Source organism: Ruegeria atlantica (assembly GCF_013032505.1).
Taxonomy (GTDB): domain Bacteria; phylum Pseudomonadota; class Alphaproteobacteria; order Rhodobacterales; family Rhodobacteraceae; genus Ruegeria; species Ruegeria atlantica_F.
This window is the reverse complement of sequence record NZ_WQCG01000001.1, coordinates 560451-584387: the sequence shown is the minus strand read 5'-3', so window position 1 is coordinate 584387 and position 23937 is coordinate 560451. Positions and strand designations below refer to the sequence as shown.

At 57.8% G+C, this 23937-nt stretch carries 22 protein-coding genes; 7 read left to right on the top strand and 15 right to left on the bottom strand.

All coding sequences use genetic code 11. The features are described 5' to 3' along the window. Nucleotides 1-67 precede the first annotated feature (67 nt). The 6 genes from fdh3B to GOW92_RS02855 form a co-directional block, all read right to left on the bottom strand. The gene (gene fdh3B, locus GOW92_RS02880; protein WP_058273836.1) at nt 68-661 is read right to left on the bottom strand and encodes a formate dehydrogenase FDH3 subunit beta; all 594 of its coding nucleotides are present in this window, start codon (nt 659-661) and stop codon (nt 68-70) included. Between the two features lie 11 nt (nt 662-672). Continuing rightward, nucleotides 673-3567: a formate dehydrogenase subunit alpha gene (locus GOW92_RS02875; protein WP_170557809.1), complete on the bottom strand. Its 2895-nt coding sequence runs from the start codon at nt 3565-3567 to the stop codon at nt 673-675. A 104-nt stretch (nt 3568-3671) separates the two neighbouring features. Beyond that, complete coding sequence (locus GOW92_RS02870) at nt 3672-3860, bottom strand: ubiquinol-cytochrome c reductase iron-sulfur subunit N-terminal domain-containing protein (protein WP_170412382.1); 189 nt, start codon at nt 3858-3860, stop codon at nt 3672-3674. 59 nt (nt 3861-3919) lie between these two features. Beyond that, a complete protein-coding gene (locus GOW92_RS02865; RefSeq protein WP_170557807.1) occupies nt 3920-4531 on the bottom strand; it encodes a TorD/DmsD family molecular chaperone in 612 nt (203 codons plus the stop codon). Nucleotides 4532-4535: 4 nt separating this feature from the next. Beyond that, nucleotides 4536-5120 (bottom strand): DUF3306 domain-containing protein, encoded by a 585-nt coding sequence (locus tag GOW92_RS02860; RefSeq protein ID WP_170557805.1) that lies wholly within the window; start codon nt 5118-5120, stop codon nt 4536-4538. After that, complete coding sequence (locus GOW92_RS02855; protein ID WP_170557803.1) at nt 5117-5671, bottom strand: DUF3305 domain-containing protein; 555 nt, start codon at nt 5669-5671, stop codon at nt 5117-5119. Before GOW92_RS02855 ends, GOW92_RS02860 begins: the two co-directional genes overlap by 4 nt. A 263-nt stretch (nt 5672-5934) precedes the next feature. On the opposite strand from GOW92_RS02855, the gene GOW92_RS02850 reads away from it, so the two are divergent. Further along, nucleotides 5935-7887 carry a 4Fe-4S binding protein gene (locus tag GOW92_RS02850; protein ID WP_170557801.1) on the top strand — a complete coding sequence of 651 codons (1953 nt, stop codon included), beginning with the start codon at nt 5935-5937 and terminating at the stop codon, nt 7885-7887. Here GOW92_RS02850 and GOW92_RS02845 read toward each other — a convergent pair. Further along, a complete protein-coding gene (locus GOW92_RS02845; protein ID WP_170557799.1) occupies nt 7881-8609 on the bottom strand; it encodes a c-type cytochrome in 729 nt (242 codons plus the stop codon). The genes GOW92_RS02850 and GOW92_RS02845 overlap by 7 nt on opposite strands. A gap of 132 nt (nt 8610-8741) precedes the next feature. Between GOW92_RS02845 and GOW92_RS02840 the strand changes: the two genes are divergently transcribed. Genes GOW92_RS02840 through GOW92_RS02830 form a run of 3 tightly spaced genes read left to right on the top strand, consistent with a single transcriptional unit; the run spans nt 8742 to nt 10974 of the window. Further along, entirely contained in the window at nt 8742-9803 is a 1062-nt protein-coding gene (locus tag GOW92_RS02840) for an Mrp/NBP35 family ATP-binding protein (protein WP_170557797.1), read from the top strand. Beyond that, nucleotides 9800-10495, top strand: coding sequence for a biotin/lipoate--protein ligase family protein (locus GOW92_RS02835; RefSeq protein WP_170557795.1), 696 nt, complete (start codon nt 9800-9802; stop codon nt 10493-10495). Before GOW92_RS02840 ends, GOW92_RS02835 begins: the two co-directional genes overlap by 4 nt. Beyond that, nucleotides 10495-10974 carry a DUF6505 family protein gene (locus tag GOW92_RS02830; RefSeq protein WP_170557793.1) on the top strand — a complete coding sequence of 160 codons (480 nt, stop codon included), beginning with the start codon at nt 10495-10497 and terminating at the stop codon, nt 10972-10974. The genes GOW92_RS02835 and GOW92_RS02830 overlap by 1 nt, the downstream gene beginning before the upstream one ends. A gap of 3 nt (nt 10975-10977) precedes the next feature. Here GOW92_RS02830 and GOW92_RS02825 read toward each other — a convergent pair whose 3' ends face one another. From GOW92_RS02825 to acs, 8 genes are all read right to left on the bottom strand, one after another. Then, nucleotides 10978-11478 (bottom strand): flavin reductase family protein, encoded by a 501-nt coding sequence (locus GOW92_RS02825; RefSeq protein ID WP_170557791.1) that lies wholly within the window; start codon nt 11476-11478, stop codon nt 10978-10980. A gap of 89 nt (nt 11479-11567) precedes the next feature. Next, complete coding sequence (locus tag GOW92_RS02820) at nt 11568-12980, bottom strand: 3'-5' exonuclease (RefSeq protein ID WP_170557789.1); 1413 nt, start codon at nt 12978-12980, stop codon at nt 11568-11570. A 1-nt stretch (nt 12981) separates the two neighbouring features. Beyond that, a complete protein-coding gene (locus GOW92_RS02815) occupies nt 12982-13500 on the bottom strand; it encodes a hypothetical protein (protein ID WP_170557787.1) in 519 nt (172 codons plus the stop codon). A gap of 24 nt (nt 13501-13524) precedes the next feature. Continuing rightward, on the bottom strand, nt 13525-15348 hold the full coding sequence (locus GOW92_RS02810) for a DUF294 nucleotidyltransferase-like domain-containing protein (protein WP_170557785.1): 1824 nt from the start codon (nt 15346-15348) through the stop codon (nt 13525-13527). 109 nt (nt 15349-15457) lie between these two features. Next, on the bottom strand, nt 15458-17242 hold the full coding sequence (locus GOW92_RS02805; protein WP_170557783.1) for a sodium:solute symporter family protein: 1785 nt from the start codon (nt 17240-17242) through the stop codon (nt 15458-15460). A gap of 5 nt (nt 17243-17247) precedes the next feature. Beyond that, nucleotides 17248-17532 (bottom strand): DUF4212 domain-containing protein, encoded by a 285-nt coding sequence (locus GOW92_RS02800; protein WP_058274238.1) that lies wholly within the window; start codon nt 17530-17532, stop codon nt 17248-17250. 185 nt (nt 17533-17717) lie between these two features. Continuing rightward, nucleotides 17718-18401, bottom strand: coding sequence for an adenylate kinase (locus GOW92_RS02795; protein WP_170559318.1), 684 nt, complete (start codon nt 18399-18401; stop codon nt 17718-17720). Between the two features lie 7 nt (nt 18402-18408). Further along, nucleotides 18409-20373, bottom strand: coding sequence for an acetate--CoA ligase (acs, locus tag GOW92_RS02790; RefSeq protein ID WP_170557781.1), 1965 nt, complete (start codon nt 20371-20373; stop codon nt 18409-18411). Between the two features lie 427 nt (nt 20374-20800). On the opposite strand from acs, the gene dctP reads away from it, so the two are divergent. From dctP to GOW92_RS02775, 3 genes are all read left to right on the top strand, one after another. Beyond that, entirely contained in the window at nt 20801-21817 is a 1017-nt protein-coding gene (gene dctP, locus GOW92_RS02785; RefSeq protein ID WP_170557779.1) for a TRAP transporter substrate-binding protein DctP, read from the top strand. 62 nt (nt 21818-21879) lie between these two features. Further along, nucleotides 21880-22509, top strand: coding sequence for a TRAP transporter small permease (locus GOW92_RS02780; RefSeq protein ID WP_170557777.1), 630 nt, complete (start codon nt 21880-21882; stop codon nt 22507-22509). A 3-nt stretch (nt 22510-22512) separates the two neighbouring features. Beyond that, nucleotides 22513-23916 carry a TRAP transporter large permease gene (locus GOW92_RS02775; protein WP_170557775.1) on the top strand — a complete coding sequence of 468 codons (1404 nt, stop codon included), beginning with the start codon at nt 22513-22515 and terminating at the stop codon, nt 23914-23916. Nucleotides 23917-23937: the final 21 nt, after the last annotated feature.

Sequence of the window (23937 nt, the reverse complement as noted above, 5' to 3'; positions counted from 1 at the left end):
CTCGGTCAAAATCCCTGTTCAGACGACCCACGAACGCGGGTCGTCTGTTTGGTTCACGAAGACGGTTTTAGCCGTCTTTCTGGTCGTAGGCCGTGCCCCAACCCCAGGCGCCCGAGCCAAACCCGCGCGCGACGACGCGCTCGCGGTAGATGGCCGACACCACGTCACCGTCACCGGCGAGCAGGGCCTTGGTGGAACACATCTCGGCGCAGATGGGCAGTTTGCCCTCGGCGATCCGGTTGCGACCATATTTTGCGAACTCTGCGGTCGAGTTGTTTTCTTCGGGACCACCAGCGCAGAAGGTACATTTGTCCATCTTGCCGCGCGATCCGAAGTTACCCGCCTGTGGATATTGCGGCGCGCCGAAGGGGCACGCATAGAAGCAATAGCCACAGCCAATGCACAGGTCTTTGGAGTGCAGGACGACACCTTCTTCGTTCTGATAGAAGCAGTCGACCGGGCACACCGCCATGCAAGGCGCATCCGAACAATGCATACAGGCCACCGAGATCGAACGTTCGCCCGGGTTGCCGTCATTGATCGTCACCACCCTGCGGCGGTTGATGCCCCACGGCACCTCGTGTTCATTCTTACACGCGGTTACGCAGGCGTTGCACTCGATGCAGCGTTCAGCGTCGCAGAGAAACTTTGCTCTAGCCATTTTCGTCCTCCTTACGCTGCCGAGATCTTGCAGAGAGTACACTTGGTCTCCTGCATCTGGGTCACTGAATCATAGCCATACGTCTGGGCGGTGTTGGTACTTTCACCCAGCACATAGGGGTCTGCACCGGCGGGGTATTTGTGCCGCTGGTCTTCGCCCTGGAAATGGCCGCCAAAGTGGAATGGCATGAAGGCCACGCCGGCACCGACCCTGTTGGTCAGCATCGCCATCACCTTGACCTTGCCGCCCTCAGGACCTTCGACCCAGACCTGTGATCCGTCACGAATACCAAGGTTGTTGGCATCGCGGGGATTGATCTCGACGAACATGTCTTGCTGCAGCTCAGCCAGCCACGGGTTTGACCGTGTCTCATCACCGCCGCCTTCATATTCGACCAGACGACCAGACGTCAGGATTATCGGGTAATCCTTTGAAAAGTCGTTCTTTTGGATCGAGGCATAAAGGGTTGGCAGGCGATAAGCCTGACGGTCCTCGTAGGTCGGGTAATCCTCCACCAGATCGCGCCGCGGTGTATAAAGCGGTTCGCGATGCAGTGGGATCGGATCCGGGAAGGTCCAGACGACCGCGCGTGCCTTTGCGTTCCCGAAGGGCGCACAGCCATGCTCGATCGCGACCCGCTGGATACCGCCGGACAAGTCGGTTTTCCAGTTGGTTTCCGGTCCTGCAACGGCGTCGATTGCTGCCCGCTCTTCAGCGGTCAGATCACCGTCCCAACCAAGGTCCATCAGCATCTGCATCGTGAATTCGGGATAACCATCCTGAATTTCCGATCCAGCGCTGTAGACCCCTTCGGCCAGCAGGTTGTCGCCATCACGTTCCACGCCAAAGCGGGCACGGAAGGTCAGGCCACCTTCGGCCACCGGTTTCGACATGTCATAGAGGTTTGGTGTCCCCGTATGACCCATCTCTGCCGTGCCCCAGCAGGGCCAGGGCAGACCGTAGTACTCGCCGTCGTTTGGTCCACCAATGGCCTGCAGCGTGGTTCTGTCGAACGTATGCTGGTTGGCCATGTGGCTTTTCAAACGTTCCGGTGACTGACCGGTGTACCCGATGGTCCAGAGACCCGAGTTGAATTCACGTGTGATGCTTTCAACATTCGGGGTTTCAGGGTCGTCCATCTCGATATTGCGGAAGAACCGATCCGCCCAGCCGAACTTGTTGGCGAACTTGGCCATGATGACCTCGTCCGGCAGGCTTTCGAACAGCGGTTCCACGACCTTGTCACGCCACTGCAAAGACCGGTTCGATGCCGTGACCGATCCACGGGTTTCGAACTGCGTACAGGCGGGCAACAGGTAGACGCCATCGGTGCGGTCATGCAGAACGGCCGAGACGGTGGGATACGGGTCGATCACGACCAGCATGTCCAGCTTCTCCATCGCCGTCTTCATTTCTGTCATCCGGGTCTGTGAGTTGGGCGCGTGGCCCCACAGCACCATGGCGCGGACATTGTTGTCCTGATCCATGTTCGCCGGGTCTTCCAGAACACCGTCGATCCAGCGGGAAACAGGGATGCCGCGTTCGTTCTGAAGCGGTTTGTCCTTGCCTTCCTTGTCCTTGATCGTGGCGAACTGGCCAGCAAGCCATTCGGGTTCTTCACCCCAGACACGTGCCCAGTGGCCCCATGCACCTTTTGACAGGCCATAGTAGCCGGGCAGGGTGTGGGACAAAACACCAAGATCCGTTGCGCCCTGCACGTTATCATGGCCGCGGAAGATGTTGGTGCCACCACCCGAAGTACCCATGTTGCCCAGAGCAAGCTGGAGCACGCAGTAGGCGCGAGTGTTGTTGTTGCCGTTGGTGTGCTGCGTACCGCCCATACACCAGATCACCGTACCGGGACGGTTGTTGGCCATGGTGCGCGCAACACGCTTCAACTGTGAGCCTGGTGTGCCAGTGACACGCTCAACCTCTTCCGGGTTCCACTTGGCAACCTCTTCACGGATCTGGTCCATGCCCCAGACACGGGTGCGGATGAACTCTTTGTCCTCCCATCCGTTGTCGAAGATGTGCCACAGAATACCCCAGACCAAAGCAACGTCTGTACCGGGGCGGAAGCGGACATATTCATCCGCATGCGCTGCGGTGCGCGTAAAGCGCGGGTCGCAGACGATCAGCGGCGCGTTGTTCTGCTCTTTCGCGCGCAGAACGTGCAGCAGCGAGACAGGGTGTGCCTCGGCCGGGTTGCCGCCGATGATGAAGATGGCCCGAGAGTTGTGGATGTCGTTATACGAATTGGTCATGGCGCCGTAGCCCCATGTGTTCGCAACACCCGCAACCGTGGTTGAGTGGCAGATCCGGGCCTGATGGTCCACGTTATTCGTGCCCCAATAGGCGGCGAACTTGCGGAACAGGTAGGCCTGTTCGTTGTTATGCTTCGCAGAACCCAGCCAATAGACGCTGTCTGGCCCAGATTCTTCGCGGATGCTCATCATGCCGTCGCCGATCTCGTTGATCGCCTCTTCCCAACTGATGCGCTTCCATTCGCCGCCTTCCTTTTTCATCGGATACTTCAGGCGGCGTTCACCATGGGCGTGCTCGCGAACTGCGGCCCCCTTGGCACAATGTGCACCCAGGTTGAACGGGCTATCCCAACCGGGTTCTTGCCCGATCCAGACGCCATTCTGCACTTCGGCGACGACCGTACAGCCGACCGAACAGTGGGTGCATATGGATTTGATGTTTTCGACAGCCTGATTTGCTGCTGTCTGGGCGCTGGCTGGCGTCACGGTTCCACCCGTGGCGCTGATCGCGGCCAAGCCGCCGATCGTCAGGCCCGAGCCACGCAGGAATGCGCGGCGATCGACGGTTTTTTCGCCGACCTGGGACAGGATACTTGTCCGCTGGGGGCGTCTCGCAACCCCGTTGGTCTTTTTCCTAAGCATTTCGTTCCTCCCTTGCTCGCCATGTAAGCCATGGCTGGCTTGGTACTGCTGTTGCCGACGTCAGGGCCAATCGCAACCGTCAGTCGGGTGTGACCTCGTCCGGTTCAGAACCGGGCGCTGTCGAGGTAGGCGCGTGTATGCGCAGTGTCCTGAATGCGGGTTTCGTCCGTCGGAAGCTCAGCTGCCTCGGCCTTTCCGCTCAGGCTGGCGGCGGCGACTGCAGCAGGGGCTGCGGTTCCGGCCAGTTTGAGGAAGTCGCGGCGCGTCGCGCCTTCTTCCTTTTTCTTGCTCATGGGGTTCTCCTCTCCCATTTGCGATCTAGCGCCTTTGCAAGCGCTGGCGAGTGGCGGGCTTACGCCGCCGTCATTCGGAAGGCTTCGCGCTCGATCTCCATGAAAACCCGACCGGCAGTACCGACCGAGGCATAGAGAACCGAGTTTTCAGCGCCTTCCAAATCCGAATAGAAATGCGTGGCCCAAGGGCCGATATGCTTGCTCCAGAATGCCTTTTGATCTTCCAACGACGCCGGTGCGCCAAAACGACCAACGATCATTCCGGCCATCATCTCCATCAGTGAAGCAATGTTATCTTCCGGCTCGAAAACGTTCCGGGCTCGGGTAATGCCACGCATCGCCATGTCGTTGCGCAGCTGCGCCAAGGGTTTCTCGTTCAGGAACCCAGTGAGGTAGAAACTGGCATAGGGCAGCAGCTCACCGCGCCCCAATCCGATGAACAGCGCATTGAACTCGCGCTCGGCTGAGGCGGTCTTGGTAACCTTGGCGACGCGGGCCATGGCCTGAATGGCCTGTCCCAGATCAGTTTCGTCGCCTGTCAGGCCAGACACCTGGTCCAGCAACATCTGATCCGGCGGCGCAGACAAAAGCAGCCCCAGGAAGTTGTAGAAATCCGCGCGCATGCGATCCTCGGCTGAGACGTCCAACTGTTGCGCTTCACTTGCGGTCATCAGGTTATCCTTCGAATTCAAATTTCATACGGCGCGGGGCAGGGACGATCTCAACCTCGTCTTGCGTGTCGACCGGAGTATCAGTCTCAGCCATCAAAACAGCTTCTGGCGCGGCCTCTTCACTTTCCACAGGGCTATCCTGCAGTTCGTCCGGTTGAGGTGTCTCGTCCGTTTCACTCTCTTCGGCCTCAGCCGCCAGAGCCTCGACATGCGCGAGCATTCCCTTGCCGACCTGGTAAGCTGTCTGAATATTTTCAATCACACAGGCCGCGTCGGTATAATCCTCGCCATAGTCTACAAGACCATCGACATTGGCCAAAACCGGGTTCAGCCGCCACAGTCGGCGCAAAGCACGGCGGCGCAGACGGTCGGGCACCGCCTTCGCCATAAAGCCAGTGACATCATCGCCCGCCTGCAGCTGATCTGGATCGGGTAGGTTAAGCTCAGCCAGTATTTCGGCGTCGGATTTTTCGTCCAATTCCGCGTGCTGAGCGGCAATGGTCTGTTCTTCAACTGCGATGACCTCGGCCTCGGCTTCCGCTTGCACCGCCGCTTTGCGGCGGGACCAGAAATCGCGAGCTTCGGTCATTGCACGATCCTCCGAGGGGCGCGGTAGACGTCAGACTCTTGCCGGATACGTGCATCCCCCTTGCCGTCTTCGACCAGATCGATCCGCTTTTTGTCCCTGCGGCGTTTCACAAAGACCTCATCGCTGTGATGTTCCAAAGCGAAGTCGCGCACCCAGGCGATTAACCCTTCGGTCATCGGAATTTTCTCAACAATCTCCTCGCCGGTATCCGCGTAGTCCTGACCTTCAAAAGGCGACGCAGTAACCAGAACTGCATCCATTGGCCTTTCACCATCCAATGCATCACGAAGAACAAGGTAGATCGACGGTTGGCCGTCCGACAGGTTCACCATATAGGCTTCGGTCTCGTCCGCCCAAAGCGTCAGAGGCAGGGTCGCTGCGTGGTACTCGATGGCCTCGCCTTCGCGCCGCATTTCGTGCCAGTCCGCAGGCCCGGCACCGGGCAGCACGGCGATGGCGCGCCAGTTCCATTTCGCCCAGCGGGTTACACCGGGTGTTTTGCGCACAACGACGCCGATTGGCATTTCAATCTGGCTTGCGGCCTTGGCCACTGGCTCCTCCCCGGAAGGCTCTCCCATGCCTTCCCTAGGGTCCACTATGGTACACAAAGCGCTAAGGTGCCAAGCCCACGCTGTACGACCTTAGTCGTAATCGCAGGTAGCAAAACAGTGATCACGGCAAACAGAAGCCTTTGTTTGTTGTAAATTAAGGGGTTTTGGTGACCAAACGGCCCTCAGTCTCAAAGGGTTTACATTGCAGCAACGGGAATACAGCCTACGATACCAAGAGGCGGAGATGTATCCGGGGGAGGATCATGAGCACCAAACTACTGCTATGCGATTGCGCCGTGTCTCAACCTTTGGATTCCGACACCATTGGTTCGGCCTGCGAGGTGGAGTGTTCCAAGGTTCACACAGCACTTTGCACACGAGAGTTGGGGGCTGCTTCTGCAGCGATGCAACAGGGGGACATCATTATTGCCTGCGGGCAAGAGCAAGAGGTGTTTCAGGCACTGGCCGAAGAACTGGGTGTGAACGCTCCGGGATTTGTTGATCTTCGTGACAGGGCCGGGTGGTCCGATGAGGGCGCGGGTGCGGCTCCGAAAATGGCTGCGTTGGCAGCTGAGGCTCTGTTGCCGCAACCAGTGACACCCAGCGTTGATGTATATAGCGAAGGGACATGCCTGATTATCGGCCCCGGCGATATAACCTTTGCGCTTGCGGAAAAGCTGTCAGGAACTCTTGCGGTTACGGTTCTCGTCACGGATGAGGTTGCGCCGATCTCGCGCGCGTTCGACGTGGTGCGTGGGCGTATCAAATCGCTAAACGGGGCGCTGGGCGGCTTCACCTTGCGGCTGGACGCGTTTCAACAGCTTGAACCCGGTGGGCGCGGAGCGTTCACATGGACTGCGGCACGGGACAAGGCGCAGTCAGCTTGCGACATCGTTCTTGATCTGACCGGAGAATCCCCCCTGGTGCAGGCCCCGACCAAACGCGAGGGCTATCTGCGCGCCGACCCCAAAGATCCACTATCCGTCGAACGGTTGGCGTTTGAGGCGGTTCAATTGGTCGGCACGTTCGAAAAGCCGCTTTACGTGCGGATGGAAGAAACGCTGTGTGCCCATTCACGGGCCGAACAGGTCGCATGCACGAACTGTCTGGATATCTGCCCGACCGGTGCGATCAAACCCGCCGGTGAGCATGTGGAAATCGACCCGATGATCTGCGCGGGCTGTGGGGAATGCGCCGCGGTTTGCCCCTCAACAGCAATCACCTACGAGGATCCGCCGATATCTGCGTTGCTGTCGCGGATGCATATTTTAGCGCGCACCTATCGGCGAGCCGAAGGAGTTGCGCCGCGCTTATTGATCCATGATGCCCACGGGGCCGAGATGATCCGCCTGGCCGCCAGATTTGGACGTGGTTTGCCTGCGGATGTGATCCCGCTGGAACTGGGTGTTATTTCCGGGTTTGGTCATGCCGAGATGCTGGCTGCACTGGCGCATGGTTTCGCCCGCGTGGACGTCTTGCTGGCCCCAACAACCGAGCGGGATGCGTTGGACCGTGAACTGGCCTTGGCGCAGGCCATTGCAGGGCCGAATGCACTGGGCTTGGTGGACGAGGTTGATCCGGATGCCTTGTCCGATACCCTTTATGCGCAAGAAGTCCCACAGCCTTTGGCAGATCCTGTTTTGCCATTAGGCAACCGTCGTCAGATCGCGCGTTTGGCTGCGCAGGCGTTACATCCGCAAGCCGAAGCGCCGCTACCGTTACCAGAAAACGCGCCTTATGGTGCAGTCGCGGTGAACACGGATGCATGCACCTTGTGCCTCAGCTGTGTATCGCTGTGTCCGTCAGGCGCTTTGATCGATAACCCGGACAAGCCGCAATTGAATTTTCAACAGGATGCCTGTCTGCAATGCGGGCTGTGCAAAGGCATCTGCCCAGAGAACGCGATTACGCTTGTCCCGCAGCTTGACCTGAGCGATGCGGCCCTGTCTCAGCAAGTGCTGAATGAAGAGGAACCGTTCGCCTGCGTGGAGTGCGGAGCTTTGTTCGGTGTAAAATCTACTGTCGAGAGGATAATGGAAAAACTATCCGGTACGCATCCAATGTTTGCCACCTCGGACAAGGCACGGATGATACAGATGTGCGATAATTGCCGCGTGAACGCGCAGTTTCAGCAACAGGACAATCCGTTTCAATCCGCACCAAAACCCCGCGTCGTTACGACCGAGGATTACTTCTCAAAACGAAAGGATCACTGAAGCTGTAAGGGCGCACCCAAATCTGCCGCGGTAATGACCGAGACAAAAGCTAGGATGGCTTCCAGATCGTCCAGCGTCATCTCAACCGGATAGATGGGCGATGGGCGCTGAGGATCAAACGGTGGGGTCAGCCCGTCAATCTGCGTGAAGGCGGGGTGCGGGTTGAGGGCAAAGAACGCCTCAAATCTTTCCGACCAGTCTGGCATGGCGCGCAGCACCGCGAAAGAGGGCGTCGATCCCAGACCATTCATCCGGTTTTTTGGTCCGATCACATGGCACCGACCGCAATGGGTCATCGACAATTCCTCGCCGCGCAACGTATCACCGTCGATCACTGTTTCGGTCTCTGTGGCCGCGATATCGAAACTGGCCGAGAAGGGCGCACCTTGTTCGGGGGCAAAACTCTCTACCGTCCGTTTGCCAATGTCGGACAGCAGCCAGTCGCGGAACCGTTCATGTTTGGCGTCTTCACTGATCCGGAGGTGATAGATGACACCATCGCGCGCGAACACAGGACTACCCGGAGGCGTGGTTTCCAGCACCAAATCGCCCGCATTATCCGCAATAACCCGTATCCCGGTCTTGAGAGAAAAGCGAGGAAGGATATGTTGCAGCAGACCGGAGTCCGCAACCTCGTCTGGTGCGGCAAGACCAATCGCCTCTTGCGACCAAGAGGGGGTAGCAGAGAGCGTCAGGCTCAGGCACAAGAGAACAAAGCGCATGCCACAGCCTAACGGCACGGCAGCAAATGCGTCAAATGAACTGAATGAGACGGAGACACGTGCAATGAGCGGCAACCACAGCTTGTCGATACGCAGAGCCCTTACCACCGGGTTCCAAAAGGAGAATAACGCATGAGTGTTCGTGACGCAGTTCTTGCAAACCTAAGAAAGATCACCGATCCGGTTTCCGGACAGGACATCGTTAGCGCCGGCGTCGTTCGCGCACTGAATGTCGAAGGGGACACAGTGCGCTTTGTGTTGGAGATCGACCCCAAGCAGGCCGAGCGGATGGAACCCGTCCGAGCAGCAGCAGAACAGGCCGCTCAACTTGTCGACGGCGTTTCCACTGTATCGGCCATGTTGACCGCACATTCCGAAAAGGCGCCGCCGGATTTAAAACCCAAACCTAAACCTTCCCAGACAGGCCCGCAGGCCGTACCGGGCGTGGATAGGATTATCGCTGTGGCTTCGGGTAAGGGGGGTGTCGGCAAGTCTACTGTTTCAGCCAACCTCGCCTGTGCCTTGGCCGCCGAGGGCCGGCGCGTGGGGCTGCTGGACGCAGATGTCTACGGACCGTCGCAACCGCGGATGCTGGGTGTCTCGGGACGCCCAGCCAGCCCCGATGGCAAGACAATCCTGCCATTGCGCAATCACGGCGTCACCATGATGTCGATGGGTTTGATGACCAATGAAGGGCAGGCCGTTGTCTGGCGCGGCCCAATGCTGATGGGCGCGTTGCAACAGATGATGGGTCAGGTGCAATGGGGTGCGCTGGACGTGCTGATCGTCGACCTGCCACCGGGTACCGGTGATGTGCAACTGACTTTGAGCCAGAAGTTCAAAGTGGACGGTGCCATCGTCGTTTCGACCCCGCAAGACGTGGCGCTGATCGATGCCCGCAAGGGGATCGACATGTTCAACCAGCTCAAGACGCCCATCCTTGGGATGATCGAGAATATGTCGACGCATATCTGCTCGAACTGCGGCCATGAAGAGCACGTGTTCGGCCATGGCGGTGTTAAGTCCGAAGCCGAGGCGCTGGGCGTTCCCTTGCTGGGTGAAATCCCGCTGCATCTAGATATCCGCGTCGCCGCCGATGGCGGTGCGCCCATAGTGGTCAGCAAGCCCGATAGCCCACAGGCCGAAGCTTTCCGCAAAATCGCGCGTGACATGATTGCTAAGGGCAACGCATGAGCGAGCCGGTCTTTCCCCCGCTGCTGACGGGCCACCCGGTGCAGGGTGGGGAAGACCCGTTCGAGCGTGCGCAGGCTATGGCCGCGCTGGGCTGCGATGCGGGAACCTTGATTTACAACATTCAGGCCGACCGCCTGCGTGTCGCCATTGTTTTTGCACCGGAAGTTGCCCTGCAGGACGCAATGGCAATGCTGCCACTGTGTTCGGTCGGATTTCAGAACGCGCTCGGCGCGCTGGCCCCGCCCGAGGTCGCGGTACATCTGGGCTGGGATGGGTTGATTTGTGTGAACGGGGCCGAATGCGGAATGTTCCGCGTGGCGGCTTCGGATCAAGAACCATTGGCGGAACCGGATTGGCTGATCGTCGGATGGGATTTGGCGCTGCTGCAGACCAGCGAGGCGCCGGGCGAAAACCCGGATGTAACCGCGCTGTACGACGAAGGATGCGCAGATGTTTCGGCGACGCAGCTGCTTGAAAGCTGGTCGCGGCACATGCTGACATGGCTGAACCGTTGGCAGGAAGAGGGCAACGCCCCGGTGCACGGCGAATGGATGGGCCTGATGCGCGGCGTAGGAGAGCCGTTTGGTGAAACCGGTGTGTTCTTGGGAACGGATGAACGGTTCGGTATGCTGATCCGACACGGTTCTGACACGCAGCTTCGCCCACTGACGGAATTGTTGGAGAACGGATGATGAAACTGGCCCGCGCAATCCATTTCGACGAAAGCGACATGAACGTGTTCCATTCTCCGGCTCGAACCGGCGAGTGGTGTATCTCGGGCGGTTTTGAGTTTTCCAATTGGGGCGAGGGCGACCTGGAAGGGAAGGCGCGTCAGGCCTTTGCGAATGGCTGGCTGGGAGTTGAAACCTTTGGGCGCGTGACATTCGTTGCCGTTACTCAAGTGGAACAGGCCGAATTGGACCAGATCGCGCAGAATCTGTCAGAGCATTTTGTGCAACTCTACGGGGCCCCGTCGGTCGAAGCTGCGATGGACGTCGCCCGGGCCGAGATTGCCCATATGTCCGAACTGTGTGACGGGCATAACCCGAACACGCTACTGACCGTTTCGCGTGAATTGTCAGACGCCGGGGTGCGTGAAGCATTCCGCGTGATCACACCGCAAGAGACCCAGCTGGAAGCGCTAGCGGTTCATGGATCTTTGGACGAGTAACCGTCAGATCAGATCTGCAAAACCGCCAAATTGACCGCGTTTAAAGATCAAACCTTTACCGGTCCGGTACATGACCTTTTGAACCTCACCAACGATGATCAGGTGATCCCCGGCATCGTGTTGGGCGTGCACCTGACAGTCGAACCGGGCCAGGCAATCGGATAATTGTGGCCGGCGTATCGTGTCATGGGCCCATTCGGCGTGCGAGAAATCCTTGCCATCGCGGGCAAAGCGCAGGGCCTGTTCCTGCTGATCTTGCCCCATCACGTGGATCGAATAGTGCCGACTGGCGTTGAAATCATCGAACCGGTTGGAATCTTTGGCCAGACACCACAAGACAAGTGGCGGATCCAGCGACACCGAGGTGAATGAGTTAACCGTGATAGCCCGCGGGCCTTGATCGGTGTCCGTGGTGATCACAGTCACGCCGGTTCCGAAACACCCCAACGCCTCGCGGAAAGCGGTGCTTTGATCCGGGGTTGGGGTAAAGTGTTTTTCCGTCATTGCGCGCTCATCCCGTGGCCGCGCCTCAGGTGCCACGATGCGTCGGGTTTGTCCATGAAAAGCTGCGCACGGATTATGGGTTTTTCAGATTAGTTCAGGTCTTCCAGTAGACGACCATGTTGCCGCGTAGCTTCGATAACGTCACCAAAGGTCGTCATGCCGCGCGCTTTCAACATCGGTAGCATCCTAACAAGCGCCTCGGCGGTTGCTACGGCATCGCCAAGTGCGGTGTGGCGAAGATGTTCGGGGATAGTGATGTCCAACCGTTCACACACGGCATCCAGAGTGTGTTTGTCACTTGCCCCGAACAGAACAGCGGACAACAGAACCGTGTCCAGAATTGGGTGATCCCATTCGACCTTCATCAGGTGCGCATGTCGCCGTAAAAATGCCATGTCGAAAGGCGCGTTGTGGGCCACGATAACTGCCTCACGGGCGAACTGATGTAGTACGCGCCCGGCCTCGTTAATGTTCGGCGCACCCTGGACCATATGATCGCTAATCTTGTGTACTTTGGTCGAAGCCGGAGGAATTGGAATGCCGGGATCGACCAGCATGTCCAACTGTTCCCCGTCCACAATACGTCCGTTAACAACCCGAACAGCCCCAATCTGAACAATTTCGTCTTTATGCGGCAGCAGGCCGGTGGTTTCGGTGTCAAACACGACAAAGCACAAGTCTTTCAGGGCAAGACTTTCAACGGTCTCGCCCGGGGTCGCGTTCAGCAAGTCGAAATCATAGACCAAAGGCCGAGCGGCGTCGGGCGCCAGGTTTGCTTTACTGTCTTCAAAGACCAGCATGTATCCGGGCGCGCCGCCAAGTGGTTTCATGCGCGCGCTGTAACTCTGCGCTCCGTCAATGCCAGTCAAAGTGCAGGTAACCTCAAGCCCGGTTTTCACCAGTTTTGCATAAGCCTCTTCCAGCAAGTCGGACTGCAGATATTCAAACAGCGAAGCATTTAGTCTTGGATGTGCGATCTGCGCCAGAACTTCGGCGGCTTGTCCATCATACAATACGATCTTGTGGGTTGGGCTGGCCAGAAGCATCGCAACCGGGATTTCGGTCAACAGGGCCGTCAGTCGTTCCTTTTCCTCGGCCAGATGCGCTGTTTCCTCGGCTACGGCCTGTGCGACATCCATTGTTTTGCCCGACAGTTGGTTGGCGAGCCCGGCTGCGGCTGGTGCCAGATCACCCAGATATCGCGCGGCCTGCGCGTCCAATTCGGTGCTTACACCGGCATGCGCGCGCGCCCTGAGCTGGGCGGATATCCTTTCGATTGGCTTGGCAACATTGTCGTCAAACAACAGCCAAACAGCTGCGATCAGGGCTAAAAATCCAAAACCCATCAGAATTTCAGCAAAGATGAAGGCATCAAAAAGGTCGGGATCTGCAACGCGACGGTAGCTGATCCACAATGCCAGTGAACTGACGGCCAATGCACCTACAGCCAGCAGGCAGAAGAACAGGAAAATGCGCAGACGCAGGCTTAACCGGTTCAGCATGTTACACTCCGCAGGTCGCCTCGACGATTGGGTCGTTGGCGGTGACGTCAATCCAGTCGGCGTTCAGCAACCGGCCGTCATCGGCGAATTGCGCCCCGTCTGCGAGGTTGGCGCGGCTGAACTCTTTGCAGTTGACGACGACTGGTAGCTTCGAAACAGGAGCCCAGCGACCAAAGAGGTATAGCTCGACCAGCCGCTGTTCCGGTACTTGTTCGTTGGTACGCACGGAACCGGCATCGATGGCGGCAAAGCGGTCCACAAAAGGAACGGCATAGGTCCAAGGGCGATAGAATGCGCGGCTTTCGACCTCTTGTATTACAGTCATGCCTTCGGGAAGGGTGTCGCGGGTGCGGTCATACCATGAGTACTCGCTGGCGATCGTCATTCCGATCATACCAAGACCTGCCGCGACAGGTGTCATCCAACGGGGCAGGCGGCCGCCCGTCAATTTGTTCAACACCATCACAACGCCTGCAAAAGCAATGCCTGCAAAGATGGTGCCGATCAGTTCCAGAAACATGTGACTCTCCGTGTGTCTGCCGCTTTAGCCCAGCATTCCCTTGCCGTGACCAACTGCCGATTGCATGGTTTTTACCACAACGAACGCATCCCGAAGATGACTTCGCTCAAAATCCGACAGATCCGAGGGCGGAAGGAAATTGTCAGGCTTTTGATCGCGCTTCACAAGCCTTACCTGATGTTCAAGTCGGGTTTCTGCAATCAAGTCATAGGCATCCAGCAAATCCCTCGCCCCCGATGGGCTGAGGATTCCGCCAGATGCAGCTGATTTCAGGCGCGCCCTTGTGTTGGCTTCGGTCAATCGGCCTTGCAGGCTGTATATACGCGCCAGATCAACCACTGGCACCACCCCATTGTGCTTTAGGTCCAAGGTGTTGCGATGCTCACCGGACCGGATGGTCGCAAACCCGCGCAAAAGACCCAGCGGAGGCGTGTGTTTCAGTGAGTTCGAGATCATATGCGCAACAAATATCGAGTTTGCGTTGGCGGCTGCCAAAGTCTCGGCCTGCAGATCGTCGAACAGGTGAAAGGCTCCTCCTATCGGCCGCAGGTCGAACATGACCGAAGCCAGCATCTGTGCTTCGGGATTTGGTTTGGCGATCCAGCCGTTGAAGTACTCGCCCCAGACACGAACGGGCTGACACCAGCGCGGGTTAGTGGCCATCATGTCGCCGGGGCAATAGAAATAACCACAGACGTCCAGCCCATCCGAGACGAATTTTGCCAGCTTCGCGAAGTAGCCCATATCCGCGTCCGAAACGCTGTCATCCAACATCAGGCAATTGTCCTGATCGGATACGCCGGTCTGCTCCTGCCGCCCCTGTGATCCGCAAGCCAGCCACAGGTAGGGAACGGGTGGGGGTCCCAGTTTGTCTTCGGCCAGTTTAAGCAGGCGGCGGGTCGCCGTATCTGCGATATCGGTGATCAGGCGGGTTACGATTTCATGCCTGTTTCCGGCTGCAACCAATTGCACCAGCAGTTGCGGGATTTCAGCGGTCACCGCCGCCATTTGATCTGCCGTGTCCGCTTGTGCAATCCGCCGGACCAACTCTGCCGAGTTAACCGCCTGATAGTGAGTCAGATCCGTCTGCGTCACGATACCGACCAGCCGTCCGCCTTCGCAAATTGGAATGTGGCCGATCCCGCGTTCCATCATCACATGCAGAACGTCCGAGCCAATATCCGAAGGTGACAGGGTGATCGGGTTTGCCGTCATGATCGCTGAGATCGGCGTGTCGGCAGACATTCCATTGGCCACGAATTTGCCTGAGATGTCGCGCAGTGTGGCGATGCCCAGAAGATCATCCGCTTCGGTTACACAAAGCGAGGAAATGTGCTTGTCGCGCATCATCCGGGCGGCTTCCTGAACCGGTGTGCCCGGCGTGCAGGTCGCAGGGTTATGGGCCATCAGAACGTCGATTGCACTTGTGGCCAAGCTCTGCGGACCAGATCGGTTTGAACGGGTCCGGTTAAAAAATTTCGAAACGACGTCGTGGCCATCTATAAGTTGGCGCACCAGGTCGGGGGGCAAAACCAGCAACACGGATGGCGTATGTGCCCGCGCTTTGGTCGCGGCCTTGCCGTCCTTTAGCAGGCCGCGCTCTCCGAACGAGTTTCGCAGGCCAAGATGGGACACGACCGCGTCGTTCTCATCGGTAATCTCAACTTGCCCCTCGTAGATCACAAAGACGCCGGGCAGGGTGTGCCCCAATTCGTATACAGGAAAGTCCTCGTCGACCTCCCATACCTCAATCTGCTTTGCGATCTGATCCAACGTTTCCGGGGGCAGGGCATCATAGGGATGTACGGACTTTAGAAACCGGGTGATCTGGTCATGGGACAGGGGCATCAATCACTCCTTGGTTTCTGGTTTAAAAATCCCGCCCGGTGGAGTGCCGGACGGGAAAAGTTGATCGAAAAACACGGCACAGGAAAGTTAACCATATGCCGCGTCATGCTCACTTACTCTGAGCTGCGCCCGCGCCACGGGGAATGCGCACGCTTTCGACCAATTCAACGATCTCCCTCGGAGTCTCTTTTGTCATTCCGGCGACAACAAATGCGACTGCAAAGTTGATCATTGCACCGATGGCGCCGAACGAGGTCGACTTGATCGGACCCAGAAGCGGGTCAGCATCAGTGAACGAGTTTGTGCCAGGAATGAACAACCAGCCCTTGTGCAGGAAGATGTAGACCAGAGTGACGGTCAGACCAGCCAACATGCCCGCAACCGCGCCGGTGTTGTTGATGCGGGTCGAGAAGATACCCATCATCAGTGCCGGGAAGATCGAGGCAGCCGCCAGACCAAAGGCCAAGGCCACGGTTTGCGCTGCAAAGCCCGGTGGGTTCAGACCCAGGTAGGTTGCAACGACGATGGCAACAGCCATGGCGATACGAGCGGCCAGCAGCTCTCCTTTTTCAGAGATTTGCGGGTTGATCGCACCTTTGACAAGGTCGTGGGACACCGCCGACGAGATCGCCAGCAACAGACCCGCAGCGGTCGACAGAGCAGCCGCAAGACCACCGGCAGCGACCAGACCGATCACCCAACCCGGCAGGTTGGCAATTTCGGGGTTGGCCAGAACCAGGATGTCGCGGTTGAACTTGGTCAGCTCGTTACCGACCCAGCCTTTTTCTTCGGCAAGTGCCTGCATGTCGGCATTCTTGTCGTTGTAGTACTGGATTTTACCGTCGCCGTTCTTGTCTTCCCAGTCCAGAAGACCGGTTTTCTGCCATGTCTGCATCCAGTCGTAACGCGGATCATTGTCGATATCTTCGACCGAAACAGCGCCGCCCTCGATGCCACCATTGGGCCACATCATGTCGGTGATGTTCAGACGCGCCATTGCGCCAACCGCAGGGGCGGTGAGGTACAGCAGAGCGATGAAGACCAGCGTCCAGCCAGCGGACCAGCGGGCGTCAGACACTTTAGGCACGGTGAAGAAGCGCATGATCACGTGCGGCAGACCAGCAGTACCGATCATCAGCGACAGCGTGAACAGCACCATGTTCAGCGTGTTCGAGTGGTGTGCCGTGTACTCGGCGAAGCCCAGCTCGGTCACGATCGCGTCCAGCTTGGTCAGCAGAGGCTCACCGCTTGCAGTGTCGCCGAACAGACCCAGTGCCGGAACGGGCGTACCGGTCAGCTGCAGAGAGATGAAGATCGCCGGAATGGTGTAGGCGGTGATCAGCACGCAGTACTGAGCGACCTGAGTGTAGGTCACGCCCTTCATCCCACCGAATACCGCGTAGGCAAACACAACACAGGCACCGATCAGAAGACCGGAAGTGTTCGAAACCTCAAGGAAACGACCAAAGGCCACGCCCACGCCGGTCATCTGACCAATCACGTAGGTCACCGACGCAACGATCAGACAGATCACCGCAACAACGCGTGCGGTCTGGCTGTAGAAACGGTCGCCGATGAATTCCGAGACGGTGTACTTGCCGAACTTACGCAGGTAGGGCGCAAGCAGCAGCGCCAGCAGCACGTAGCCACCGGTCCAACCCATCAGGAAGGTCGAGTTGTCATAGCCGGTGAAGGCAATCAGGCCCGCCATCGAGATGAACGAGGCTGCGGACATCCAGTCCGCTGCGGTCGCCATACCGTTTGTAACCGGGTGAACGCCGCGACCGGCGGCGTAGAATTCCGATGTGGAGCCCGCGCGGGCCCAGATCGCGATGCCGATGTACAGCGCAAACGACGCGCCGACAAAGAGCAGGTTGATGGTAAACTGGTCCATTCCGCTTACTCCTCATCCACGCCGTATTCGGCGTCCAGCTTGTTCATGCGCCAGGCGTAGTTGAAGATCAGCACCAGAAAGACCAGGATTGATCCCTGCTGAGCGAACCAAAAGCCCAGATCGGTGCCGCCAACGGCGATGCCAGACAGCAGCGGACGCAGCAATATGCCGAATCCAAAAGACACCAGCGCCCAGATCACGAGGCTGATGTAGATGAGACGCAGGTTCGCCTGCCAATAGCCCTTGTCGGCCTCGGCAGTCTGCGCGGAGTTTGTTGATTGATCCGCCATTGCGGGTTCCTCCTTCGCTTCTTCCATAGGCGGCCCGTTGTCCTAAACCTCCAATGCGCGGGGCCGCTTTTCGATATGCCGAATGCCAGGGTGGCATCAGGCAAGACTTCTCCGGTCCGCCAGGGCGGGTCCTTTGAAGTTTTTCTTTAGGAATTGGGCCCTTATTCAGGGCGGGCCGTCTTCCCTTAGTTCATCGCGTCGCTGACTATCCTTTCCAGATTGCCAGCGATGTTTTCGATATTTCCCATGGCGTTCAGACCTTTCAGAACACCGTGGTCTTGGTAATAGGTAATCAGCGGCGCGGTTTGCGCATGATAGGCCGCCAGACGTGAGGCGACGGTTTCGGCATTATCATCAGCGCGGCGCTTGAATTCCGTGCTGCCGCATTTGTCGCATTTGCCTTTAATGGCAGGGATCTTGAACGTGTCATGGAACCCTTCGCCACATCCGGCGCAGGTGTAGCGGCCCGAGATACGGATCACCATTTCACCATCTTCGACTTCAAGGCTGATGGCGGCGTTGATCTTCTGCCCAGTTTCCGACAGCAACCCGTCCAGCGCCTCGGCCTGAACCGTGGTGCGTGGAAAGCCGTCCAGAATGACGCCCTTGGCGCAATCCGGTTCAGCTAGGCGATCACGAAGGATGGCAATGACGATGTCGTCGCTGACCAGATCACCAGCTTCCATCACGGCCTTTGCGGCTTTGCCTGCATCGGTTTCTGCCGCGACTGCGGCGCGCAGCAGGTCGCCGGTGCTGAGTTGAACCAGCCCGAACTTATCCTCTAGCATACGGGCCTGTGTTCCCTTCCCGGCACCCGGAGGGCCGAGAAGGATCAGAACAGCGGGTGTGGTGATCGTGGCAGCGTCCATCACATCCTCACTTGTTTGCACGGTTTTCGATCAGGTCTTCGACCACCGATGGATCGGCAAGTGTCGAAGTGTCACCCAATGCGCCAAAGTCGTTCTCGGCAATTTTGCGCAGGATACGGCGCATGATCTTGCCTGAACGGGTCTTGGGCAGACCGGGTGCCCATTGGATCACGTCGGGCGACGCAATCGGGCCGATCTCGGTCCGGACCCAGGTGCGCAGCTCTTTCAGCAGCTCATCCGACGGCTCGCGGTCATTCATCAAAGTGACGTAGCAATAGATACCTTGTCCTTTGATTTCATGCGGATAGCCGACCACGGCAGCTTCGGCGACCGCGGCGTGCGCGACCAGAGCGCTTTCGACCTCGGCCGTGCCCATGCGGTGGCCCGAGACGTTGATTACGTCGTCGACACGACCGGTGATCCAGTAGTCGCCATCTTCATCACGGCGGCAACCGTCACCGGTAAAGTAGTAACCTTTGTAATCCGAGAAATAGGTCTTCTCGAACCGTTCATGATCACCCCAGACGGTGCGCATCTGACCCGGCCAGCTGTCTTTGATGCACAGAACGCCTTCGACACCGTTTCCGTTGATCTCGACACCAGATTGCGGGTCTAGCACGACCGGCTGAATGCCGAAGAATGGTTTCATCGCTGCGCCCGGCTTCATCGCGTGCGCGCCGGGCAGGGGAGTCATCAGATGACCACCAGTCTCGGTCTGCCACCATGTATCTACGATGGGGCAATTGCCTTTGCCGACTACCTCATTGTACCAGTTCCAGGCTTCGGGGTTGATCGGTTCACCAACGGTACCGAGGATTTTCAGATCGCTCAGATCGTGCTTCTCGACCCATTCATTACCTTGCCCCATCAAAGCGCGGATCGCGGTTGGTGCGGTATAGAACTGATTGACATTGTGCTTGGCGCAAACTTCCCAGAACCGGCCCGCATCAGGAAAGGTTGGGACGCCTTCGAACATCAGTGTCGTTGCGCCATTGGCCAATGGGCCATAGACGATATAGCTGTGGCCGGTGACCCAGCCCACATCCGCCGTGCACCAGTAGACGTCGCCCTCTTGGTAATCAAAGGTGATCTCGTGCGTCATTGCAGCATAGACCAGATATCCGCCGGTGGTATGTACCACACCCTTGGGTTGCCCAGTCGAGCCGGAGGTGTAGAGGATGAACAACGGATCCTCGGCGTTCATCTCCGTGGGCGCGCAGTAGTCATCCGCTTCAAGCGCCATTTCGTTGTAGTCATAGTCGCGACCGTCGATCCAGGTGGTCTGACCACCAGTGCGCTTGACGACCAGACATTTAACGGTGTCCTTGCAGTGCAGCAGGGCGGCGTCAGCGTTGGATTTCAGTGGGGTTTTGCGACCACCACGCGGGGCCTCATCGGCGGTGATCAGAACCTTTGCGTCGCAGCCATTTACACGAGCCGCCAGAGCATCAGGCGAGAACCCTGCAAAAACGATAGAGTGGATCGCGCCGATGCGCGCACAGGCCAACATGGCATAGGCGGCCTCGGGGATCATCGGCATATAGATCACGACCCGGTCGCCCTTACGCACGCCCATGGTCTCCAGAATATTGGCCATCCGGCACGTGCGGCGGTGCAGCTCAGCATAGGTGATGTGCTGGGCTTCGTCGTTTGGATCATCCGGCTCCCAGATGATCGCGGTTTGATCGCCGCGGGTTTTCAGGTGACGGTCCAGGCAGTTGGCCGAAACGTTCAGTGTCCCGTCTGCATACCAGTTGATTCCAACCGAGCCGAAATCATAGCTGACGTCCTTGACCTGGGTGTAGGGCTTGATCCAGTCGACACGTTTGCCTTGTTCGTCCCAGAAAGCGACGGGATCGTTGATCGAGGCCGCATACATTTCGTTGTATTTTTCAGCATTTACATGCGAGCGAGCTACGGTTTCGGCGGATGGCGGAAAGGTATTGGCTTCTGCCTGGGCAGCGGTTGTCATTCTGAGGCTCCTCCCTCTGGACCATATTGAATCAGATCGATTTTGCCTGCTGAACGGGCGATGTCGATCTGTTTCCTCCTTGTGCGCAATAATACGGAGAGGTGAAAACAAGGAAATAAATTACCGTTTTTTCACGATTAGTTTGTAAATTATTTTTTTGCCCCGGGATCAATTTGTAAACAAAGTAGCTTCGATCAGGAAAAACAATTATTTTACATACTTTTGAGTGTAACGAAAATTTCAGCAGAAATCCGTCGCCTGTTTCCATCTAATTTGAATCTGCGACTCACCTTTTGGTTGTTAGCGCTCAACGAAGTCGCGACTTGCTGGCCGCGAATGATGGCCGGGGGTTGGCACATACCCATGTTGGCGCTAGCTTTGATCGCAAGCGCCCCGGCAAGGGGGTGCAGCAATGGGAGAAATCAATATGAAAAAGATTCTGAGCGGCTCTGCTGTGGCCGCCCTGTGTGTTGCTTTCGTGTCCGAGGCAGCCGCAACTGAATGGAATGCCTCGGTGTGGGGCAAACGTCGGGCGTTTACTGAGCATGTCGAGAAACTGGCCGAACTGGTCAGCGAAAAGACAAACGGCGATTTCACCATCAATGTCAGCTATGGTGGCCTGTCCAAACCGCGCGAAAATCTGGATGGCATCGAAATCGGCGCGTTTGAAATGGCTCAATTCTGTGCCGGTTACCATCGCGACAAAAACCGCGCGATCACCGTTCTTGAACTGCCGTTCCTGGGCGTCGGTAATCTTGACGAGGAAGTTGCCGTCAGCCACGCGGTCTACGACCATCCCGCCGTTAAGGATGAGATGGCGCAGTGGAATGCGCGTATCATCATGACCTCGCCGATGCCTCAATACAATCTCGTTGGTACCGGTGATCCGCGCGATGAACTAGCCGAGTTTGAAGGGATGCGCGTCCGCGCTACGGGCGGTCTTGGCCAGGCATTCGAAGCCGTTGGTGGTGTGCCGACCTCGGTTCCCGCAACCGAGGCGTTCAATGCTATGGAATCGGGTGTTGTGGACACCGTCGCCTTTGCGCAGCACGCGCACCTGTCCTTTGGCACGATCAACGAAGCGGACTGGTGGACAGCCAACCTGAACCCTGGAACCGTGAACTGCCCGGTTGTTGTCAACATTAACGCCTATGAGGCACTACCTGCCGAGCATCGCGAAGCGTTGGACAGCTCGATCGATGAAGCAATTGATCACTATCTGGCCAACTACGGAACGCTGCTAGACCAGTGGGACAGTGTTTTGGATGAAAAGGGCGTCAAAAAAGTACAGATCGACGACGCCGTGATCGCCGAGTTCCGCACAAAGGCCGCTGACCCGATCCGCGAGCAATGGATTGCGGATATGTCCGCTCAGGGTCTGCCTGCGCAGGACCTGTACGACCTGGTCCAGTCCACGCTGGAACAGCAACGTAGCGGCAACTAAGCACTAAATCCGGGTGCCTATCAGGGCGCCCGGACACCAATAAAATACAGGGGAACACCGCAATGGCAGGACAGGCCACGGTGCTTGAGGACAGCAGCCTCCTGAGTTCTTTGGATCGTAAGTTGCTGAGGTTGGAACGGTTTCTGGCTCTGATCAGCGGTATCGCCGTGTTCAGCCTTATGGTTCTGGCAGTGGTCTCGGTCAGCGGACGCAATGCGATCAATGCACCTTTGCCCGGGTATGTCGACTGGATCGAACAGGCGATGCCATTGATAGCGTTTTTGGGCATTTCATATGTACAGCGCGATGGCGGTCACATCCGGATGGACATTGTCATCTCGCGTCTACATGGACGGGCGCTTTGGTTGTTCGAGCTTATCTCGGTTCTTCTGATCCTGCTGCTAATGCTGGCCTTAGTGTGGGGCAGCTGGTCCCATTTTGACCGCTCGTTTGATTTTGGAGCGCCAATGTGGAGCCGGGATAGTTCAATCGACATCGGTATCCCGCTTTGGCCGGCCAAACTGCTGGCACCTGTGGCGTTCTCGGTGCTTTGCCTGCGCCTGCTGCTTCAGGTTTGGGGATATGGTCGCGCGCTGATCGTAGGGGCGGAAAGCCCCGTAGCCGTTCCACTGATACAGGATGCGGCCGCTCAGGCCGCTGCCGAAGCCGAACAATTCGAAGGGCAGGATTAGCGCATGGACTCGATAGAGATTGGCCTGTGGGTCACGGGTGGCCTGCTGGTTCTGGTTGTGACGGGAATGCGCGTGGCCTTCGCGGCGGGGCTCGCGGGTCTTGTTGGGCTGGTTTGGATTTTCTGGGCCAAATTCGGTTACGACCCAGACCGCTTTGGCAAGGCAGTGACGGTTGCCGTTAAGACTGCCGGGCAGGTGCCTCATTCCAAGGTCGCCGCCCATACGCTCAGCCTGATCCCCACCTTCATTCTGATTGGCTATCTGGCCTATTACGCAGGCCTGACGCGCGCGTTGTTCGAGGCTGCAAAGCGTTGGGTTGCATGGGTGCCAGGGGGACTCGCGGTTTCGACTGTGTTCGCTACAGCCGGTTTTGCGGCCGTTTCCGGTGCTTCGGTCGCGACTTCGGCTGTGTTTGCCCGGATCGCAATCCCCGAGATGCTGAAGGTCGGTTACAACAAACAATTCGCGGCCGGAGTGGTCGCGGCAGGCGGTACCTTAGCGTCATTGATCCCGCCATCCGCAATCCTTGTGATATATGCAATCATCGTGGAACAGGATGTGGGGAAATTGCTGCTCGCCGGCTTTATCCCTGGTGCGTTCTCGGCTGTTGTTTACGGCCTGTTGATTGTCGGTATCGCGGTTGTTTTTAAATCCGTTGGTCCGCCGGTCACGGGATTCACCTGGAAGCAGCGATTTGCGTCGCTGCCCGGCGCGTTCCCGATTGTCGCGGTGATTTTGATCATCATCTGTTTTGTCTATAATCCGTTCGGAGACCAAGCCTGGGGTACGCCAACGGAAGGCGGGGCAATCGGCGCGTTCATCGTCTTCTGTTTTGCTCTGTTCCACGGAATGCGGTGGCCCGAGCTTAAGTCGGCCCTGCTGGAAACCGCCAAGCTGACCGCGATGATTTTTACCATCATCTGGGGCGTATTAATTTACGTGCGGTTTCTTGGGTTTGCCGATCTTCCGGGTGCGTTTTCAGACTGGATCACCTCATTGGAAATGTCACCGATGCTGATCCTGATCTGTATCCTGCTGGCCTACGCCGTCTTGGGCATGTTCATGGACGCCATCGGGATGCTGTTGCTAACGCTGCCAGTAGTCTACCCAGCGGTCATGGCCCTGAACGGGGGTGAGACGGTCAGTGCAGCAGAAAGCGCCTTTGGCATGTCAGGTCCGATGTGTGCGATTTGGTTCGGTATTCTGGTGGTGAAAATGGCCGAGTTTTGCCTGATCACGCCGCCTATTGGTCTGAACTGTTTCGTGGTGGCAGGTGTGCGTCCGGATCTGAGCGTTCAGGACGTGTTCAAAGGCGTAACCCCGTTCTTCATCGCCGATGGCGTGACGATCGCGCTGCTCGTGGCGTTTCCCGGTATCGTACTCTACCTACCGTCGCTCGCCGGATAGAAAAAACCCCCGGTGGTGAAC

Excerpts from the sequence above, each read along its gene's own strand:
- fdh3B (WP_058273836.1), bottom strand. The coding sequence starts at position 661 with ATGGCTAGAGCAAAGTTTCTCTGCGACGCTGAACGCTGCATCGAGTGC.
- GOW92_RS02875 (WP_170557809.1), bottom strand. The coding sequence starts at position 3,567 with ATGCTTAGGAAAAAGACCAACGGGGTTGCGAGACGCCCCCAGCGGACA.
- GOW92_RS02870 (WP_170412382.1), bottom strand. The coding sequence starts at position 3,860 with ATGAGCAAGAAAAAGGAAGAAGGCGCGACGCGCCGCGACTTCCTCAAA.
- GOW92_RS02865 (WP_170557807.1), bottom strand. The coding sequence starts at position 4,531 with ATGACCGCAAGTGAAGCGCAACAGTTGGACGTCTCAGCCGAGGATCGC.
- GOW92_RS02860 (WP_170557805.1), bottom strand. The coding sequence starts at position 5,120 with ATGACCGAAGCTCGCGATTTCTGGTCCCGCCGCAAAGCGGCGGTGCAA.
- GOW92_RS02850 (WP_170557801.1), top strand. The coding sequence starts at position 5,935 with ATGAGCACCAAACTACTGCTATGCGATTGCGCCGTGTCTCAACCTTTG.
- GOW92_RS02845 (WP_170557799.1), bottom strand. The coding sequence starts at position 8,609 with ATGCGCTTTGTTCTCTTGTGCCTGAGCCTGACGCTCTCTGCTACCCCC.
- GOW92_RS02840 (WP_170557797.1), top strand. The coding sequence starts at position 8,742 with ATGAGTGTTCGTGACGCAGTTCTTGCAAACCTAAGAAAGATCACCGAT.
- GOW92_RS02835 (WP_170557795.1), top strand. The coding sequence starts at position 9,800 with ATGAGCGAGCCGGTCTTTCCCCCGCTGCTGACGGGCCACCCGGTGCAG.
- GOW92_RS02830 (WP_170557793.1), top strand. The coding sequence starts at position 10,495 with ATGAAACTGGCCCGCGCAATCCATTTCGACGAAAGCGACATGAACGTG.
- GOW92_RS02825 (WP_170557791.1), bottom strand. The coding sequence starts at position 11,478 with ATGACGGAAAAACACTTTACCCCAACCCCGGATCAAAGCACCGCTTTC.
- GOW92_RS02820 (WP_170557789.1), bottom strand. The coding sequence starts at position 12,980 with ATGCTGAACCGGTTAAGCCTGCGTCTGCGCATTTTCCTGTTCTTCTGC.
- GOW92_RS02815 (WP_170557787.1), bottom strand. The coding sequence starts at position 13,500 with ATGTTTCTGGAACTGATCGGCACCATCTTTGCAGGCATTGCTTTTGCA.
- GOW92_RS02810 (WP_170557785.1), bottom strand. The coding sequence starts at position 15,348 with ATGCCCCTGTCCCATGACCAGATCACCCGGTTTCTAAAGTCCGTACAT.
- GOW92_RS02805 (WP_170557783.1), bottom strand. The coding sequence starts at position 17,242 with ATGGACCAGTTTACCATCAACCTGCTCTTTGTCGGCGCGTCGTTTGCG.
- GOW92_RS02800 (WP_058274238.1), bottom strand. The coding sequence starts at position 17,532 with ATGGCGGATCAATCAACAAACTCCGCGCAGACTGCCGAGGCCGACAAG.
- GOW92_RS02795 (WP_170559318.1), bottom strand. The coding sequence starts at position 18,401 with ATGGACGCTGCCACGATCACCACACCCGCTGTTCTGATCCTTCTCGGC.
- acs (WP_170557781.1), bottom strand. The coding sequence starts at position 20,373 with ATGACAACCGCTGCCCAGGCAGAAGCCAATACCTTTCCGCCATCCGCC.
- dctP (WP_170557779.1), top strand. The coding sequence starts at position 20,801 with ATGAAAAAGATTCTGAGCGGCTCTGCTGTGGCCGCCCTGTGTGTTGCT.
- GOW92_RS02780 (WP_170557777.1), top strand. The coding sequence starts at position 21,880 with ATGGCAGGACAGGCCACGGTGCTTGAGGACAGCAGCCTCCTGAGTTCT.
- GOW92_RS02775 (WP_170557775.1), top strand. The coding sequence starts at position 22,513 with ATGGACTCGATAGAGATTGGCCTGTGGGTCACGGGTGGCCTGCTGGTT.